The organism is Pseudoalteromonas sp. APC 3694, assembly GCF_030407565.1.
Classification (GTDB): Bacteria; Pseudomonadota; Gammaproteobacteria; order Enterobacterales; family Alteromonadaceae; genus Pseudoalteromonas; species Pseudoalteromonas tetraodonis.
The window spans coordinates 1-19,132 of the sequence record NZ_JASDDE010000049.1 but is presented as its reverse complement, the minus strand read 5'-3'; the positions used below and the strand labels follow the sequence as shown (position 1 = coordinate 19,132).

Below are 19,132 nucleotides of genomic sequence, written 5' to 3'. Positions count from 1 at the left end.
GATGAGGTTATTGTATTTGTTTCTCAGATAATGATAATCTTCAATTTAATAAAACACTTTTACAGTATGGTAATAATTATGCGTTGGGAAGGTATTGATGAGTTTATTGCTGTTGGCGAAGAGGGGAGTTTTACCCAAGCTGCACAGACGTTAGGTTTATCGGTTGCTCATATTAGCCGCCATGTTACAAAGCTAGAACAACGGTTAAATACGCAATTATTAACACGTACCACTCGAAAGGTTGTGTTAACCAAAGAAGGCGAGCAGTTTTTACACCAAGTTAAACATTTACAGCACGCAATGGACGAGGCCACTCAAGGCTTAGCATCGGTACAAACCTCACCTAAAGGTAAAATTAAATTAACAGCACCGGTTATGTATGGTGAAAGTTTTATTATGCCCATTGTGCATTCATTTATGCATGATCACCCTGAGGTAGAAGTAATCGCAACGCTCTCTAACGAGCAAGAAAACTTATTAGAGGGGGGCTTTGATTTAGCCATTCGACTAGGCCATTTAAAAGATTCAAGCTTAAAAGCGCGGCGCTTGAGCTCGCGACGATTTATTATGTGTGCTTCACCTGCATATTTAGCGCGTTTTGGTGAGCCTCACACTTTGGGGGAGCTTAATAATCATCAATGTTTAATTGGCAATAGTAGTTATTGGCGAGTAAATGAAAATAATCGTGATAAACATATTAAGGTAGCAGGGCGATTGCATTGTAATAGCGGCTGGGCACTCGTTGACGGCGCTATAAAGGGTTTAGGTATTGTTCAGTTGCCTGATTACTATATTGAAAATGAAATCAAATCCGGTCAGTTAGTACCTATATTAACTGCATACCAACCACAACAAGAGGGCGTGTGGGGTCTATATCCGCCACGGCAATTTGTGGCTACTAATGTGCGGGTATTACTTGATTACTTAGTAACAGGGCTGAAAGTTTAGCAGGATTTACTGGCTTGTTTAAAATATAGCCAAGTATCAGATTTATAAATTATTTCTTACATTTATGGTGATATTCAATTGCGCTGAGTTCGTGCTACTATAACGCCACACTTTTGGCATTAATGTTTTAATTAATATGTTTCAACCTGTTAGCCTATTTATCGGACTCAGATATAGCCGCTCCTCTAAAGGCAATGCGTTTATTTCGTTCATTTCGTTTTTTTCTATTGCAGGTATAGCGATTGGTTTAATGGCGCTTTTTACGGTCAGTAGTGTAATGAACGGCTTTGAGAGTAGTTTAAAATCTAATATGTTGGGGCTTATTCCACACGTTGAAATACAAGCTAAAGATCACTCCAAAGCGCAAATGAATTCGCTAAAACCTGCGCTTGAGCAATCACCGTATGTTGATCATGTTAGTTTGTACCGCCACGGTGAAGCCATATTGCAAACCAATAAAGATCTTCACGGGGTGTTATTACAAGGGCTTTACGACAATAACGGCTCGCTGTATAAAATCACCGTCAAAATAGTCCAAGGCAATTGGCAAAGCGTACTAAACAATAATTATAACATTGCAATAAGTCGTTATTTAAGCCGCAAACTTGGCGTTGGCTTAGGCGATAAGTTACGAGTAATTATGCCTAACGCATCTACGTACACCCCACTTGGGCGCATGCCAAGTCAACGTTTATTTAAAATTGCTGCTATTTATGAAACTGGCTCTGAAATAGACATGGGACTAGCATTTACCAGTGGCGTATCACTCCAACGGGTTTTAAAACTTAGCAACAATACGGTACCTAATTTAAGCGTGTCACTGCATGAGCCGTTTGCACTTGACCAGTTTATGCAAGACAGCCAACACATACTCAATGACTTTAAACTCACCGACTGGCGGAGCAGTCAAGGCACTTTATTTGCCGCCGTTGCGATGGAAAAACGTATTATGTCTATGCTCCTTGGCTTAATTGTGCTGGTGGCGGTATTTAATATTGTATCGGCACTGACCATGATGGTCAGTGAAAAACAAAGCGAAGTAGCAATCTTGCAAACATTAGGGCTCACACCAAGCCAAGTGCAAACCGTATTTATGGTGCAAGGACTTTATAATGGGGTAATTGGAACGGCCGTGGGCGCCTCTTTAGGTATTTTATTAAGCTTATATATAAATGAACTGCTGGCTTTGATTGGTTTAAATTTACTATCGGGAATTTCACTCCCCGTCAAATTTGATGTGGTTAGTTTAAGTGTTATTGCCGTTTTAAGCTTAGCAATGAGCTTTTTAGCGACTTTATATCCAGCGCGCCAGGCCGCTAAAGTAAACCCAGCAGAGGTATTACGTTATGAATGATTTAGTAATTAGTTGTGAAAAAATAAGCAAAGTGTACCAAGACGGGCAAAATCAGGTTGAGGTATTAAAAGGGGTTGATTTAGCCCTAACTCAAGGTGAAATGCTGGCAATTGTAGGCAGCTCAGGTTCAGGTAAAAGCACCTTGTTACATATTTTAGGCACCTTAGACACTGCGAGTGCGGGTAGTGCAAAAATAAAAAACCAAGACGTTGCTAAGTTATCTCGCTCGCAGCAAGCGGCTTTCAGAAATAAAAATTTAGGGTTTATTTATCAGTTTCACCACTTATTAATGGAATTTAGTGCGGTTGAAAACGTTGCCATGCCATTACTCATTAAAGGGTTGAGCGCAAAAGAAGCCAATAAAAAAGCACTTAACATGCTAGATAAAGTAGGCCTTGCACACAGAAGTAGCCACAAGCCTTCGGCTCTTTCTGGTGGTGAGCGTCAGCGTGTTGCCATTGCTCGCGCTTTAGTGACAGAGCCTGCGCTGGTGCTTGCTGATGAGCCAACGGGTAATTTGGATAAGCAAAATGCGATTAAAATTTACGATTTAATTAATGAGTTAAATAAAAGTTTAAACACCAGCTTTGTGGTAGTGACTCATGATTTAGAACTGGCAGATAAGCTGGGTAAAATAGCTTACTTAGATGATGGTAAACTATCAATAAAAGAGTCTAGCCATGTTGCTTAGTGCCTTTATTAGTAAACGTTTTAGGGCATACTCAGGCCATAAAGATGAAAAAAATGCCTTTGTAAGTTTTATAGCCAAAGCATCCACTATCGGTATTTTACTTGGTGTTGCAGTGTTAATTGTGGCGTTATCGGTGATTAATGGTTTTGAGCAGCAATTGGTTCATCGTTTATTAAGTGTGGTGCCGCAAGTTGAATATGTTGCCCCAAGTAGGCCGATTGCCGATTGGCCCACTAAAGTCGAACAGTTAAAACAGCAACCACACGTAACAGGCGCAGCGCCATTTATTGCTGTTAACGGTATGGCGCAATTTAAAAGCCAATTAAAAGCGGTTGAGATTCGAGGTGTTGAGCCTTCGTTGGAAGGTGATGTGTCAGCCATTAACCAATTTACACAAGGTAAATTAGTCAGCCAGTTAACAGTTGATGATGTTATTTTAGGCAAGCAAATTGTTAAGCAACTTAATATCGCATTAGGTGATAATGTGACCTTGTTAATCCCACAAATTAGTGAAAAAGGCCAATCATTACTTGCCCCAAAACGCGTTACCCTCACGCTTGCGGGCATTATAGAAATGGGCGGACCAATCGACAGCAGCGCTGCTTTTATTCACCTCAACAAAGCACAACAAACCTTAGGCTACGATCAAAGCCAAGTAACAGGATTACGCTTGCGTGTTGATGATGTGTTTTCGGCGCATCAAATAGCGCTTCGTGTTGGCCAAACCATTACCGATTACGTGTATATTTCGAGTTGGCTTAGAACGCAAGGTAGCTTGTATCAAGATATTCAAATGGTGCGCACGATTGTTTATATTGTGGTGTTTTTAATTATCGCGGTGGCGAGTTTCAATATTGTGTCTTCACTGGTAATGGAAGTGCGTGAAAAAGAAGGCAATATTGCCATTTTAAAAACCATGGGTGCCAAAGACAGTACTATATTGGCTACTTTTGTAATGCAAGGCTTAACTCAAGCATTTGTTGGCGTAGTTTTAGGCTCTATTATTGGAGTCATTCTAGCAATCAATATTAGTGAGCTCTTTACTTGGCTGAGTTTATTGCTGGGTGAAAATCCGCTAGAAGGTGTGTATTTTATCGAATTTTTGCCCAGTAAATTAGTTTGGCAAGATATTGTGTTGACCGTTATAGCCACCTTTGTGCTTGCGATATTTGCTACGCTATATCCAGCATGGCAAGCAACACGCGTAGATCCGGCAAAGGTATTGGGTAATTAAACACAGTATTTAATAGGGCGCTACGTGTAACTCTGATAAACTGCGCCGCTATTAAACAGCTTTTGTTTGCTGAGCACTTATTTACCCGGGATTTACTTTGACACATAACGATATTTTACGCCGTATTCGCTACACCTTCGATTTAACCGATTTAGCAATGGTTGACGTGTTCTCCGCTGCAGAGCACAGCGTCAGCACTGAGCAGGTGATTGCATGGTTAACTAAAGAGGGCGAGCAAGGTTACACCCCAATAAGTGACACCGAATTTGCGGTATTTTTAAATGGCTTTATAAACACTAAGCGCGGTAAACATGACGGTGAGCAGCCAATCCCAGAGACTAAATTAAACAATAATATTATTTTTATGAAATTACGTATTGCTTTAAATATGAAAGCAGAAGACGTGATGGCCACACTAGCCTTAGTTGATTTTGATTTAAGTAAGCATGAGCTCAGTGCATTTTCACGTAAAGTTGAAAACAAACATTACCGTGTGTGTAACGATCAAGTTTTACGTTTATTTTTAACTGGTGTGCAGCGTACTTTTCGCCCAGATGGCGAAAAAGCTTAATGCATTTTATAGAGGTTGATTAGCAACCTCCATTTAAACCTCTTAAACGAACTCACTAAAATCTACGCTATTATTAGTCTTATCCTTCTACAACTTCAGTCTTATAAAGCATTTTATGTTGTCGCTCTCGTAAAAACGTAGAGTCGTATTTTGTTTTACTATTTTTTTAATACTTTTAACGTGTTATTCATTTAAATTGGTGTTTTTAGCATATAAATTCGTTTTTAACGGGTTTTTATACAAAAGAAACAACAATTTAATTCAACATCAAACACGTGCATCCAGTTTATCTATGATGTTAAAGTGTAAAAATAATGATCGCATAATCAATTTCTCTACTAACAATAACGTTGATCATTTTTCCTGTTTCGAATTTAAAAATACCCACATGGAAGAATAAATATGAATTATATACACAGAACAATTGCGCAATTAAAGCAGACGAGTCCTGCGCAATGTGAGTTTTATCAGGCAGTAGAAGAAGTGCTAGACTCGCTAGAGCCTGTATTTGCGCAAACCAGTCATTACCAACAACAAGCAATTATTCAAAGAATGGTAGAGCCAGAGCGTCAGTTAATGTTTCGCGTGCCTTGGGTTGATGACGAGGGCAATATTCAAGTTAATAAAGGCTACCGTATCGAATTTAATTCGGCGCTTGGCCCTTACAAAGGCGGCTTACGTTTTCATTCAAGTGTAAATGCCAGCATCATAAAATTTTTAGGCTTTGAACAAATTTTTAAAAATGCACTGACTGGTTTGCCTATAGGCGGCGGCAAAGGAGGCGCTAATTTTGATCCTAAAGGACGCTCTGATGGCGAGATAATGCGTTTTTGCCAATCGTTTATGACCGAGTTATATCGTCATATTGGCCCGACTACCGATGTACCTGCAGGGGATATTGGTGTAGGGGCACGAGAAATTGGTTATATGTTTGGCCAATACAAACGCTTAACAGGGCGCTATGAAGGCGTACTAACCGGTAAAAGTTTACTTTGGGGCGGATCGCTTGCTCGCAAAGAAGCAACGGGTTATGGCGCAGTGTATTTTGCTAACTATATGCTTGAAGATCGTGATGACAGCTTATCAGGAAAACGCTGTTTAATTTCAGGCTCTGGCAATGTGGCAATTTATGCCATGGAAAAATTATATCAATTAGGGGCTACGCCTATCACCTGTAGTGACTCAAAAGGCACTTTGTACGATGAGAGTGGCATTGACTTAAAACTCATTAAGCAATTAAAAGAGCAATCACGAGGGTGTTTGAGTGACTACCTAGATACTCACCCTCAGGCAAAGTATACGCCTCGCGATGAGTACCCTCAGGATGGTCATGCTGTATGGCGTTACAGTGCGGATGCGGCTTTTCCTTGTGCTACACAAAATGAATTAACCCAAGCGGATGCAAAAGCACTACTTGAAAATGGCTGTACTTTAGTCAGTGAAGGAGCAAATATGCCTTCAACCAAAGAAGCGATTGATTGTTTCATAGAAGCAAAAATTGCTTATGGACCTGGCAAAGCAGCAAATGCAGGTGGGGTGGCAACGAGCCAATTAGAAATGGCACAAAATGCCAGTATGCAAAGCTGGACATTTGAGCAAGTAGATGAAAAGCTCAAACAAATAATGAAAGATATTTTCACAACAGCAAGCGATACCGCAAAAGAGTTTGATCAACCCGGCAACCTACTACTAGGCGCTAATATCGCTGGATTTAGACGTGTAGCCGATGCAATGATTGAACAAGGCGTTGTATAGTAGCGCCTCGGCTATTTAATTAACTCTCTACTTTTATTCGTTATACCCTGAATAGGGATTGTTCAGGATATAGCAAAAGTAATGTATAATATTATTTAATAAGGTAAATTTAACTCGCTAATTAATAACAATAAACTATAGTGTGGATAAGGATAAGTGAGCTTATTCAGGAGAGTGCAGGTGCGTCTTATTCCCTCAATTTTTTATTTTTCAAGTGCAACAGAGCACAACTTCCAAAATCAACTCAATAAAAGCTCAATGCGTCTTGCTGATGCATCACTCTATCTAGTAACACTGTTTTTATTGTCTTTTATTTTTATGTCTTGGCTTAATCAACAAGAGCCTGCCAATTCAACCATAACAATTTTACGCGTAACTATGGTGTTGTTATCGATAGTCCTCATTATTATAAATAAAACACTAAGTTCAGAGTACTTGCATTCGCGCTTTTTCAGTTATGCGGTTTTATTTTGTTTTTTATTTAGTTATTTCTTCTGGGTATATGTGCAACGCTATAGTGAATTAAAAGAGGGTGGACCTATGCTTGTCGCTGCTGCATTTATAGCCATACCGATGCTGCACTTAGGACATAAACTGGTTTTATGGTCAATAATTGGCATTGCCCTGATATTTATTGAGCTTTTTTCTTCTACTTCGATTGCGTGGACACTTTATTTTTATTTCAGCATAGTTATTGTACTGGCCATAGTGCAATATCAACTAGATATCCTATTAAGAAAGCAATATAAAGCGGAATTATTTGAAACTGAAAAAGCCAATACCGATCAATTAACAGGTATGCATAATCGGCATAGTTTTGATAGACGCTGTAAAGCATTAATTAACAAGTTAGCGCCATCACAATATTTAGGGTTAGCCATGATTGATGTCGACTATTTTAAAAATTATAACGATAACTACGGCCACTTAGAGGGAGACAACGTACTAATAGCAGTCGCAAACCGACTAAAACATTGTGACGCTGATATTGTGGTGCGTTTTGGTGGTGAAGAATTTATATTGGTAAAAATATTACAGGCAAATGAGTTAGATTGGTTGAGTGACTTACCTAAACGCTTTGCAGCCGACCCGATTGCACATCAGTATTCACCCTTTAACCGTATTACTGTCTCTGCTGGTATTGCAATTGATAAATACACGACATATAGACCTTCAATTAAATCATTGTTGGCAACAGCTGATGTAGGGGTTTATAAAGCTAAAAATGCAGGACGAAATATAAGTATTACTGACTTTGTTGACCCTAAACAACCTGAAATTGAGTAAGACAATGCAAAGCACTAAGCTGATAGTGCTTCGCATTGAATCGGATTACGAAAATGCAGATTCGGCGAGCTCTTCTTGCATTTGTTCACGCATTTTAAATTTTTGCAATTTGCCGGTTACCGTCATCGGGTAATTTTCAACAAAGCGAATGTATTTAGGTTGTTTAAAGTAGGCGAGTTTGTCCTTTAAAAATAATCGAATTGCATGCTCATCTAGTACTTCACCTTCTTTGGGTTGGATCCAAGCACATACTTCTTCACCGAATTTTTCATCACTAATACCAAAAATAGCGGCATCTTGTATACCGGGGAAGGTGTAAAGCACTTCTTCAATTTCGCGTGGATAAATGTTCTCTCCGCCACGAATGATCATGTCTTTAATTCTGCCAACAATGCTGACAAAGCCCTCACTGTCCATTACCCCTAAATCGCCCGAGTGCAGCCAGCCTTCATTGTCGATAGTGGCTTTGGTTTTCTCTTCATCATTCCAGTAGCAACGCATAATGCCGGCCCCACGACTACATACTTCACCAGGCTGCCCGATTTTTTGAATTTCACCAACCTCATCAATAATTTTTACTTCGGTGTGTGCAAGCGCTCGGCCAACCGTAGTGACTTGACGCTCAATAGAAGAGTCGGTTTCGGTAATGTTATTAATTGGGCTGCATTCTGTTTGCCCATAGGCAATTACCACCTGATTCATATTCATGAGTGTTTGTACTTTACGCATCACCTGTTCAGGACAGGTTGAGCCTGCCATAACACCCGTTCGCAGTGTACTTAAGTCATACTCGTTAAAGTTATTAAGCTCTAACTCGCTTATAAACATGGTAGGCACGCCATGAAGTCCGGTGCACTTTTCTTGTTGTACCACCTCTAATGTAGTTTTTGGATCAAAAGAATCACTTGGATAAATTGCAGCGGCCCCTTTACTGACACACAATAGACTGCCTAATACCATGCCAAAGCAGTGATATAGCGGAACAGGAATACAGAGCTTATCGCGCTCAGTAAAGTGCATAGCTTGTGCGACAAAAAGCGCATTATTCAATATATTTTTATGCGTCAACGTAGCCCCTTTAGGGTTTCCGGTGGTGCCAGAGGTAAATTGAATATTGATATCTTGATTGCAATCGAGGGTTTTGGCCACCGCTTGTAGTTCTAATTTATGTGCATCGGTGGGCATGCTCATAACCTCATTAAAGGAAAACATCCCATCGACGGGTTCATCACCAATACAAATTACATTTTTTAAAGTGGGTAATTTGACTGCGGTTAACTCACCTTTGTTACAACCGCTAAGCTCAGGCGCTAAACTTTGCAGCATATTAATATAGTGGCTGCCTTTAAATTCAGTGGCGGTTATAAGCGTAGAGCATTCCACACTGTTTAGTGCATATTGCAGTTCACTAGGGCGGTAAGCTGGGTTAATGCATACCATAATGGCACCTATTTTAGCGGTGGCAAATTGTGTTAAGCACCACTGTATATTGTTCGGTGACCAAATACCGACCCGTTCACCAGGTTTTACCCCTAAAGCCAGTAACCCCATAGCAAGTTGATTAATCTGCTGTTGAAATTGCTTATAGCTTAAACGTATATTTTGATGGGCAACGACTACGGCCAGAGCGTCTGGGTTATTGTCGACAATGGCGTCAAAGTAATCGCCTATGGTTTGTTCTACTAATGGTGTGCTCTGAATTCCTTTAAAATAGCTGCTTGATAGCGGTATAGTGTTTATTTGCTCTACTTCTTTTATCACTTTTTGTGTCGCTTTCATGACATACTCCATGTTTTTATTTTTGAGAGGCCTGCTGTTTAAATAAACACGAATTGTCGACAAAGGGAAGGGGGTTAGACTAATGTCTTACACTTGTATTTGGAAAATTTAAGCATAAAAAAACGCGTAATATTGAGCTATTACGCGTTTCTACAAAAAGGGGAATTAATTTACATTTCGTCGCTGCGGTAGGTTTTTTTCATGATATAAACGTAAGCATTAACGAATGCATTTTCTTGATATTTTTTAAGACCGGTGTCTTCGAACGCGATAGGGATCGGGTTACGTTTTACTTGCTCTTTTATTTCAGTAGTTGAAAACACGCGAACATCGAGGTTGTCGATTAATTGGATAGCTGTTTCCATTTTAAACCCTTTAGCGCTGCCTGCAAATTTACCTTTAGGCTGGCGTTCGCGAATGGCAACAGAATCAATTTGATAATCTTGCATTAGTTTTGCAAAATCAAATTGAAATTTACGCATTACTTCAGTGTCGTTACCGTTACCTAAGGTAAAGCGTGTTTGGCGCACGTCACGAATATCAAAAACGTCGTTATCTTTACTTAAAATACAAAGTAGTACATCACTACCGGTAATTTCTACACCACATGTTCTCATTGTTAATCTCTACTATAACTTAATTACCGGTTATTATACGCAACACGCATTAAAATGCGAGTTTAAGCAGTTTACGTGCTGCTTTAATATCGTGTTTAACGTTAATTTGAGATTACCTGACTGAAGAAAAGTTATTAATTGCACATTTATGCTAAATTTGCGTGGTTTTTAATAGCTTAAAACTTGTAATTAACGCTGCAGCACGCGACAATATCTTTTTTGTAGTTGAGCAGACTCAGCACCTACATTAGCCTTTGTCGGCGAAAAATAGTCAATGCTTATTCGTAAAAGCGTTGTCGAGTCATTCTCATTTAATTAATTAAAAAATACACGTGATACATTGTAGGTGTCACCACTGTATGTAAGGATTTATAATGCCAGTTATTACTCTCCCTGACGGTAGTCAGCGTAGTTTTGAAAACCCTGTAAGCACGCTTGATGTTGCAAACGATATAGGCCCTGGTCTTGCTAAAGCAACCATTGCTGGTCGTGTGAATGGCGAACGCGTGGATGCATGTGATTTAATTTCAGCCGACTCTCGTCTTGAAATTATTACAGCAAAAGATGACGATGGTTTAGAAATTATTCGCCATTCTTGTGCCCACCTAATTGGTCATGCTGTTAAGCAACTTTTCCCAGACGCTAAAATGGCGATTGGTCCTACTATTGATAACGGTTTTTACTATGATATCGATATGGAACATTCGTTATCTCAAGATGATCTTGATGCTATTGAAAAGCGTATGTTACAGCTTGCAAAAACAAACTACGATGTAGTGAAAAAAACCGTTAGCTGGCAAGAAGCACGCGATACTTTTGCGGCGCGTGGCGAAACATACAAAATAGAAATTCTTGACGAAAATATTGCTCAAGATGATCGCCCAGGTTTATACCACCACGAAGAATATGTAGATATGTGTCGTGGACCACACGTTCCTAATATGAAATTCTGCCAAAACTTCAAAATTATGAAGGTAGCGGGTGCATATTGGCGCGGTGATTCTGAAAATAAAATGCTGCAACGTATTTACGGCACAGCGTGGGGCGATAAAAAGCAACTTAAAGCGTATTTAAAGCGTTTAGAAGAAGCTGAAAAGCGCGATCACCGTCGTATTGGTAAAGCACTTGATTTATGGCACTGGCAAGAAGAAGCGCCAGGCATGGTATTTTGGCACAACGATGGTTGGAGCATTTACCGCGAGTTAGAAGAGTTTGTGCGTGAAAAATTACGTGAGTACCAATACGAAGAAGTAAAAGGTCCAATGATGATGGATCGTTCGTTATGGGAAAAATCAGGTCACTGGGAAAAATATTCAGAAGCCATGTTTACTACGGAATCTGAAAAGCGTGAATACGCAATTAAGCCAATGAACTGTCCAGGTCACGTACAAATATTTAACCAGGGTTTAAAATCATACCGTGATTTACCACTGCGTATGGCTGAGTTTGGTTGTTGTCACCGTAACGAGCCATCAGGCGCGCTTCATGGCTTAATGCGTGTGCGTGGCTTTACCCAAGATGATGCGCATGTATTCTGTACTGAAGAACAAATCATGGATGAAGTATCGGCCTGTATTAAAATGGTTTACGATACGTATGAAACATTCGGCTTTGAAAAAATTGTAGTTAAACTTTCAACTCGTCCAGAACAACGTATCGGCGAAGATGAAATGTGGGACAAAGCTGAGCTTGCACTTGCTGATGCCCTTAAAGCAAATGACATTGAATTTGATTACCTACCAGGTGAAGGTGCCTTTTACGGACCTAAAATTGAATTTACTTTGTACGATTGCTTAGACAGAGCGTGGCAGTGTGGTACAGTGCAACTAGACTTTGCATTACCTGGTCGTTTAGGCGCAACATATGTGGCTGAAAATAACGAACGACGTACACCTGTTATGATACACCGCGCTATATTAGGGTCTATTGAGCGCTTTATCGGTATTTTAACAGAAGAGTATGCTGGTTTATTCCCAACGTGGCTTGCGCCTAAGCAAGTGGTGATTATGAATATCACCGATAAACAAGCACCGTATGTTCAGGAAATTGTACAAAAATTAAATAAACTTGGAATTAGAGCCGCTGCTGACTTGAGAAATGAGAAGATTGGCTTTAAAATCCGTGAGCATACACTTAAGCGTATTCCTTACTTACTGGTTGTTGGCGACAAAGAAGTTGAGCAACAAGAAGTAGCAGTACGAACTCGCACAGGTGAAGATCTAGGCAAATTTAATGTCGATGATTTTGTAGCTAAAATCAGTGAAGAAATCAAAAATCGACAGTAAAAATCGAGCGTGTAGGGCAAGCAAAAATAGCCAGCTACACGCTTATATTATTGATATTCTTGGAGGAACGTACTATTAGAGGCGGCAAGAAAGGGCAACAAACAGCTCAAAAAAATCGTATTAACGAAGAAATTACAGCGCAAGAAGTTCGTTTAATCGACATCGACGGCGAACAAGCTGGAATTCAGTCATTAAAAGACGCGCAAGCTATGGCTGATGCAGCGGGTGTTGATCTTGTAGAGATCAGTCCAAATGCTGAGCCGCCTGTTTGTAAGGTTATGGATTACGGTAAGTTCATCTTTGAAAAAAGCAAAGAACTAAAAGAGCAGAAGAAGAAGCAAAAGCAGATCCAGATTAAAGAAATCAAATTCCGTCCAGGTACGGATGAAGGTGACTATCAGGTTAAGCTACGCAACTTACGTAAGTTCTTAGAAGCTGGCGATAAAGCTAAGATAACTATCCGCTTCCGTGGTCGTGAAATGGCTCACCAAGAAATTGGTATCGAATTATTAAACCGTATTAAAACCGATTTAGAAGAATTAGCAGTTGTTGAATCTTTCCCAAATCGTGTTGAAGGCCGTCAAATGGTTATGATGATGGCGCCGGTTGCTAAAAAGTAATAATTAGGCGATAATACGCACCGAATTTAGCTCAGGTTTGCAAGTGATGCGAAAGTGTCCACCTGAGTTAACCGGTTTTAAAGTAAAATTGCGGTATTTATATCGGGTTTTCACCGGAACATAGCAGTAAGTTAGGCCTTTAAAGTGGAGCTACAGCAATATATCTCACGCCTTCTTACTAATTTTAAAGCAATACAATTGGAGTTATTGCAATGGCTTACAAGCTAAAAAGTCACAGAGGCGCAGCTAAGCGTTTCAAAAAGACTGCTTCTGGCGGTTTCAAGCGTAAACAAGCGCATCTTCGTCACATTCTGACTAAGAAAACTTCTAAGCGTAAGTTACACCTACGTCCTAAGATGATGGTTCATAAAAATGACCATGGTCTAGTTTCACGTATGTTACCATTCGCTTAATAGGGGTTTTTAGAAATGGCAAGAGTTAAACGCGGCGTTGTCGCACGTGCACGTCACAAAAAAGTTTTAAAACAAGCGAAAGGTTACTACGGAGCACGTTCACGTGTTTACCGCGTAGCTTTCCAGGCTGTTACTAAAGCGGGTCAATACGCTTACCGTGACCGCCGTGCTAAGAAACGTACTTTCCGTCAACTATGGATTGCACGTATCAATGCTGCTTCACGTCAAAATGGTCTGTCTTACAGCCGTTTTATCAATGGTCTTAAAAAGACATCTGTAGAAATCGATCGTAAGATCCTTGCAGATATCGCTGTTTACGACCAAGTTGCATTCGCAGCGCTTGTAGCAAAAGCAAAAGAAGGCCTAGCGGCAGCTTAAGTTTTTGTATAAGTAATGAAAAGGAGCCCATGGCTCCTTTTTTTGTGCCTGTAATTTATTATCTTTTTTATGCGCTTGTAGGCTTTTTCCTTTATTTATTACCGTTGTGTGTTCGTTTTTTTAGGTACTTATTAGCCCTTTTTATTCAGTAGATGTTGATAGCGTGGCTGGGCTGCAACTAAAAATGCCGTTGGCTGTATTTTTTTGTTGAACCACCGCAGTTTTGGCAACTAGAAAAGTTTAATTGCTATAATTTTTCTTAATTAATGGGTTTGTTAGAGAAGTATATGTTTATAAGTTTATTGGTTTTATCTGCAAGTATGGCAAATAGCAATCATTTACCGCCATTATTACCATGGGAAGGTAGTAGTATCTCACTATTGCAACAACAGGGACCCTTAACCACAGACTTTGAAATTTCTGCAGGAGTCTCGTCTCCCAATTATGCTAATACCATGGCATTTGTTGATAGATTAGTGGCGGCGAATCCCACTCAATTTAAATCAAAAACGATTGGCTATAGTAATAGTAAACGAGCAATAAAAATGTTGATTGCCAGCGAACAAGGTTTTTTTAATGCGGGGCAAACGGCCAATAGCACCAAACCAACCGTGCTTATTCAGGCTGGTATTCACGCTGGTGAGATTGATGGTAAAGATGCGATGTTTATGCTGCTTAGAGATATTGCTACGGGTAAACGACGCGATATATTAAAAAAGGTAAACATTTTATTTATCCCAATATTAAACGTTGATGGTCACGAGCGTAGTAGTGCGTTTAATCGTATTAATCAGCGTGGCCCTGTCAAAATGGGTTTTAGAACAAACGCAAATAATCTTAATTTAAATCGTGATTATACTAAGCTTGATACGCCAGAGGTTAAAAGCGTCCTTCAAGTAATTAATGATTATAATCCGAATTTGTATATTGACGTACACGTGACTGATGGGGCTGATTACCAATACGATGTAACCTATGGCTATAACCCAGTATTTGCTAGCGAGTCGCCTGCCATTTCAGATGCGCTTAACCGTTATTTTAAACCAATGATTGATCAAACCCTCACTGAGCAAGGCCATATTCCGGGCCCTTTAGTGTTTGTTATGGATAAGCAAGAATTTAAATCAGGTTTAGCAGGTTGGGTGGCGACGCCTCGTTTTTCAAACGGGTGGGGTGATTTAAAGTCATTGCCTACCATTTTAGTTGAAAACCATTCTTTAAAGCCATACAAACAACGCGTGTTAGGGACTTATGTGTTTATAGATGGTGCTATTGAAGCATTATCAGCGCATAAAGATAAACTCGCTAATGCAGTAAAAAAAGAACAAGAATTTGTTCCTAAGCAATTAATTGTTAAGCGTGGTTATTCTGAGCAGCCTGATCATATCGCGTTTAAAGGTATTGCTTATTCTAAAAGCCTGAGCCCATTGTCAAATCAACAAGAAGTAAGCTATTTGGGTAAAAAACAGGATTATGACAAGCTGCCTATTTTTTGGCAAAAAGAGGTGCAGCACACGGTTGAAGTACCAAAATCATTTTTTATTCCACCTGTTTACACCGATATTATTGAGAAATTAGCCCTGCATGGGGTGTCAGTTAATAAGCTCAGTGGTGCCAACACTCAGCCATTAAAAATGGCAAAAGTAGCGCAATATAGTTTTGATAAAGCGCCATTTGAAGGGCGTTTTAGAGTGTCGGCTAGTTTTGATTATGTACCAGCTACAAATGTGGATTTAGATGGTTGGTTTGAAGTGAGTACGCAGCAAAAGGCAGGAGAGTTAGCTGTTCACTTGCTACATCCTGAAGCACCAGATTCATTTTTTGCTTGGGGGGAGTTTAATACTATTTTTCAGCGCACTGAATATATGGAAAATTATGCTTTGATACCGTTTGCTGAAAAAATGCTTGCTGATGACCCCAAATTAGCCCAAGAATTTGATAAAAAAGTAAACCAGGATAAAGACTTTGCTAAGAACGCTGAAGCACGTTTAAATTGGTTATATGAGCATAGCCCATTTTATGATCAAGCTTATTTGCAATACCCAGTTTTAATGTCATACGAAGAGAATATAGTTATTCCAGCACAAAAAGATAAAGAAATATAAGATGAAAATAATCACTATTCCCGTAACCCCGTTTATGCAAAATTGCCGCATTATAGTATGTGAACAAACCCAGCAAGCTGTCGTGGTCGACCCTGGCGGTGATGCTGAAAAAATTAATGCATCACTTAAGCAGCATAATTTATCATTAGCAGCGATTTGGTTAACCCATGGGCATTTAGATCATGTAGGCGCTGCGCATAATTTACGCGAGCAACACAAGGTAAAGATGATTGGGCCTCATGAGAATGAACGTTTTTGGTTCGACAATTTACCGATGCAAGCCACTATGTTTGGCTTTAAACCGATCAACTCCTTCTATCCTGATGAATGGTTAGCCCATGGTGATAGTATCAAGGTTGGGCAGCTTGAATTTAAAGTACTTCATTGCCCAGGGCATACGCCAGGGCATGTTGTGTTTTATCAACAAGCACACAATACGGTTATCGTCGGGGATGTTATTTTCAAAGGTTCAATAGGGCGTACCGACTTTCCTAAAGGCGACAGCAAGCAGCTAATCGACTCTATAATGCACCATATCATGACATTACCACCGAACACTGCAATTTTAAGTGGCCATGGTGACAACACCCATGTTGCTCATGAACAGGCTACTAACCCATTTGTAAGTGGCCAGTTTGGTTGATGTGCATATTTGTTAAAAATAAGCAGACTGGTTTTTAAAAAGGCTGTATAATTTAACCAATTTATTAGATAAATAAGAAATAAAATGTCTCTAAATCACGTAGATCGCCAAATATTGGCACTTTTACAACAAGATGCAAGTTTATCAACTGCTGAGATTGCAGACAAAGTCGGACTTTCTCAGTCTCCTTGTTGGCGTCGTATTGCTAAATTAGAACAAGATGGCTACATCAAAAGTAAAGTCGCATTGCTTGATGAAAAAAAGCTGGGCTTTGATATGTTGGTTTACGCCCATGTACGTTTATCAAACCATGGTAAAAAGAATTTAGCTGAGTTTGAAAAATTAATACTTAGCTATGATGAAGTGACTGAATGTTACACCATGGCTGGCACTATGGACTTTATGTTGCGTATTATTTCTCAAGGCATAGAAGGTTATGAGCACTTTGTACGCGATAACTTGCTTAGCTTAGAATATGTACAAGAGGTTCATTCTAATGTGACCATGACGTGTGTTAAACGAAGCACGGCACTGCCACTTTAAACTTTACTAAGCAGCTAAAAACACACAGGCTGAATTAACTATAATTGTGAAATGAGCGCTAATTTGATAAAATCTAGCGCTTTTTTTGTTAGCGAAATAAAACTGAGGAACTCAATGTTTAACTTGCTCAGCAGAGCGCCAAGCTCTGCTAAAAACGATATTCTCTCTGGATTGACAGTGGCACTTGCCTTGATCCCAGAAGCTGTTGCATTTGCCTTTGTTGCAAATGTAGAACCTCTTGTTGGTTTATACGCCGCATTTATTGTGGGCTTAATTACGGCTATTTTTGGTGGTCGTCCGGGTATGATTTCGGGGGCAACCGGTGCATTAGCGGTTGTGATGGTAAGTTTAGTACTTGATCACGGAGTGGAATACCTATTTGCCACTGTGTTGCTGATGGGACTACTACAAATATTGGCTGGGGTATTTAAGCTTGGTAAATTTATTCGTATGGTTCCGCATCCTGTTATGCTCGGTTTCGTTAACGGTTTAGCGATTGTTATATTTTTAGCCCAGCTTGGACAGTTTAAAGTGCCTGATGGTGCCGGCGGCCAAATGTGGATGACGGGCAGTGCGCTTTACATCATGTTAGGTTTAGTGGCGCTAACGATGGCAATTATTCACTTTTTACCAAAATTAACGACCGCAGTGCCTTCATCACTGGTTGCTATTGTTACTGTAACGGGTTTAGTGATTGGTCTTGATTTAGAAGCGCGTACAGTACTTGATTTCTTAAAAGGCATGACAGGAAATGAAGCTGCAACCATTGCCGGTGGCTTACCACAGTTTCATATTCCTATGGTCCCTTTTAACCTAGAAACACTACAAATTATCTTTCCATATGCGCTTATTCTTGCAGCAATTGGCTTAATTGAATCGCTGTTAACGCTAAGCTTGATTGACGAAATTACAGAAACCCGTGGCCATTCTAATAAAGAATGTATTGGCCAAGGTGCGGCCAACGTCACATGTGGTTTCTTTGGTGCAATGGGTGGATGTGCCATGATTGGCCAGTCTATGATCAACATTAATTCAGGTGGGCGTTCGCGTTTATCAGGTATTAGTGCAGCATTGATGTTACTTGCATTTATTATCTTCGCTTCAAGCTTAATCGAAATGATTCCACTGGCGGCATTAGTTGGGGTTATGTTTATGGTGGTGCTGGGTACGTTTGAATGGGCGAGTTTCAAAATGATGAAACGCGTCCCTTTATCTGATGCTTTTGTAATTGTATTAGTTTCGGGTGTAACGGTTATTACCGACCTTGCGATTGCGGTGTGTGTAGGTGTTATTGTCTCTGCGTTAGTGTTTGCATGGCAGCATGCAAAACATATTTACACAACTAACTATATTGATAAAGAAGGTTCAAAAGTGTACGAGCTACATGGGCCTTTATTTTTTGGTTCGGTTAAAAACTTTGCTGATTTATTTGATGTTAAGAATGACCCTAAAGATGTGATTGTTGAGTTTAAATACAGTCGCGTTGCGGATCATAGTGCGATTGAGGCCATCGACAGCTTAGCTGACAAATACAATAAAGCGGGTAAAAAGCTGCACTTGCGTCACTTAAGTAAAGACTGTACAGAACTACTTCATAAAGCACGTGACTTAGTTGAAGTGAACGTAATTGAAGATCCGACTTATAAAGTTGCTTCAGATAAGCTTGCTTAAAAAATAAAAGTAAACATTGATAAGCGAAAGGTGGATTTCTTTCGCTTTTTTTATGCGCTTTAAACCATCCGCAAGGGGTAATTGCAACACGAGTTTTAGCCTGTTCAACGTAACAACTAAACCAGAACTGAACATCCATCCTGTATTTATTTAACCTGAACTCTGGTTAAGAGATTTACTAATGTATTGAATCAAAAATGATATTTATGTTTATTTTTCTCTAGCCAGAGATTTCCAG

The 19,132-nt window shown here is 39.7% G+C and carries 17 protein-coding genes; 15 read left to right on the top strand and 2 right to left on the bottom strand.

Features of this window, described 5'->3' with window-relative positions:
- Window positions 1-75: 75 nt before the first annotated feature.
- The 7 genes from QMA00_RS14650 (at window position 76) to QMA00_RS14620 (ending at window position 7,840) form a co-directional block, all read left to right on the top strand.
- Window positions 76-948: a LysR family transcriptional regulator gene (locus tag QMA00_RS14650; protein ID WP_029609976.1), complete on the top strand. Its 873-nt coding sequence runs from the start codon at window positions 76-78 to the stop codon at window positions 946-948.
- 136 nt (window positions 949-1,084) lie between these two features.
- On the top strand, window positions 1,085-2,302 hold the full coding sequence (locus tag QMA00_RS14645) for a lipoprotein-releasing ABC transporter permease subunit (protein ID WP_290157800.1): 1,218 nt from the start codon (window positions 1,085-1,087) through the stop codon (window positions 2,300-2,302).
- On the top strand, window positions 2,295-2,993 hold the full coding sequence (gene lolD, locus QMA00_RS14640) for a lipoprotein-releasing ABC transporter ATP-binding protein LolD (RefSeq protein ID WP_008110493.1): 699 nt from the start codon (window positions 2,295-2,297) through the stop codon (window positions 2,991-2,993). Before QMA00_RS14645 ends, lolD begins: the two co-directional genes overlap by 8 nt.
- Window positions 2,983-4,227, top strand: coding sequence for a lipoprotein-releasing ABC transporter permease subunit (locus tag QMA00_RS14635; RefSeq protein ID WP_076921073.1), 1,245 nt, complete (start codon window positions 2,983-2,985; stop codon window positions 4,225-4,227). The genes lolD and QMA00_RS14635 overlap by 11 nt, the downstream gene beginning before the upstream one ends.
- Before the next feature lie 97 nt (window positions 4,228-4,324).
- A complete protein-coding gene (locus QMA00_RS14630) occupies window positions 4,325-4,798 on the top strand; it encodes a DUF1456 family protein (RefSeq protein WP_076921076.1) in 474 nt (157 codons plus the stop codon).
- Between the two features lie 402 nt (window positions 4,799-5,200).
- Window positions 5,201-6,553: an NADP-specific glutamate dehydrogenase gene (gene gdhA / locus QMA00_RS14625; RefSeq protein ID WP_076921078.1), complete on the top strand. Its 1,353-nt coding sequence runs from the start codon at window positions 5,201-5,203 to the stop codon at window positions 6,551-6,553.
- 180 nt (window positions 6,554-6,733) lie between these two features.
- On the top strand, window positions 6,734-7,840 hold the full coding sequence (locus QMA00_RS14620; protein ID WP_076921080.1) for a diguanylate cyclase: 1,107 nt from the start codon (window positions 6,734-6,736) through the stop codon (window positions 7,838-7,840).
- 45 nt (window positions 7,841-7,885) lie between these two features.
- On the opposite strand, the gene QMA00_RS14615 is transcribed toward QMA00_RS14620, so the two are convergent.
- A complete protein-coding gene (locus QMA00_RS14615) occupies window positions 7,886-9,619 on the bottom strand; it encodes an AMP-binding protein (RefSeq protein WP_076921082.1) in 1,734 nt (577 codons plus the stop codon).
- A 170-nt stretch (window positions 9,620-9,789) separates the two neighbouring features.
- Window positions 9,790-10,236 carry a DUF3010 family protein gene (locus QMA00_RS14610; protein WP_008110482.1) on the bottom strand — a complete coding sequence of 149 codons (447 nt, stop codon included), beginning with the start codon at window positions 10,234-10,236 and terminating at the stop codon, window positions 9,790-9,792.
- A gap of 374 nt (window positions 10,237-10,610) precedes the next feature.
- Between QMA00_RS14610 and thrS the strand changes: the two genes are divergently transcribed.
- The 8 genes from thrS (at window position 10,611) to QMA00_RS14570 (ending at window position 18,894) form a co-directional block, all read left to right on the top strand.
- Entirely contained in the window at window positions 10,611-12,521 is a 1,911-nt protein-coding gene (gene thrS, locus QMA00_RS14605; RefSeq protein ID WP_008466944.1) for a threonine--tRNA ligase, read from the top strand.
- A 59-nt stretch (window positions 12,522-12,580) separates the two neighbouring features.
- Window positions 12,581-13,141 (top strand): translation initiation factor IF-3, encoded by a 561-nt coding sequence (infC, locus tag QMA00_RS14600; RefSeq protein ID WP_008466946.1) that lies wholly within the window; start codon window positions 12,581-12,583, stop codon window positions 13,139-13,141.
- 212 nt (window positions 13,142-13,353) lie between these two features.
- Window positions 13,354-13,554 carry a 50S ribosomal protein L35 gene (gene rpmI, locus QMA00_RS14595; RefSeq protein WP_004587840.1) on the top strand — a complete coding sequence of 67 codons (201 nt, stop codon included), beginning with the start codon at window positions 13,354-13,356 and terminating at the stop codon, window positions 13,552-13,554.
- A gap of 15 nt (window positions 13,555-13,569) precedes the next feature.
- The gene (gene rplT, locus QMA00_RS14590) at window positions 13,570-13,932 is read left to right on the top strand and encodes a 50S ribosomal protein L20 (RefSeq protein ID WP_008110477.1); all 363 of its coding nucleotides are present in this window, start codon (window positions 13,570-13,572) and stop codon (window positions 13,930-13,932) included.
- A gap of 287 nt (window positions 13,933-14,219) precedes the next feature.
- Window positions 14,220-16,037, top strand: a complete 1,818-nt coding sequence (locus QMA00_RS14585) for a M14 family metallopeptidase (RefSeq protein ID WP_076921084.1) — start codon at window positions 14,220-14,222, stop codon at window positions 16,035-16,037.
- A gap of 1 nt (window position 16,038) precedes the next feature.
- Complete coding sequence (locus QMA00_RS14580; protein WP_076921085.1) at window positions 16,039-16,680, top strand: MBL fold metallo-hydrolase; 642 nt, start codon at window positions 16,039-16,041, stop codon at window positions 16,678-16,680.
- 84 nt (window positions 16,681-16,764) lie between these two features.
- On the top strand, window positions 16,765-17,223 hold the full coding sequence (locus QMA00_RS14575; protein WP_008110469.1) for an Lrp/AsnC family transcriptional regulator: 459 nt from the start codon (window positions 16,765-16,767) through the stop codon (window positions 17,221-17,223).
- A gap of 114 nt (window positions 17,224-17,337) precedes the next feature.
- Complete coding sequence (locus QMA00_RS14570) at window positions 17,338-18,894, top strand: SulP family inorganic anion transporter (protein WP_008110467.1); 1,557 nt, start codon at window positions 17,338-17,340, stop codon at window positions 18,892-18,894.
- Window positions 18,895-19,132 lie beyond the last annotated feature (238 nt).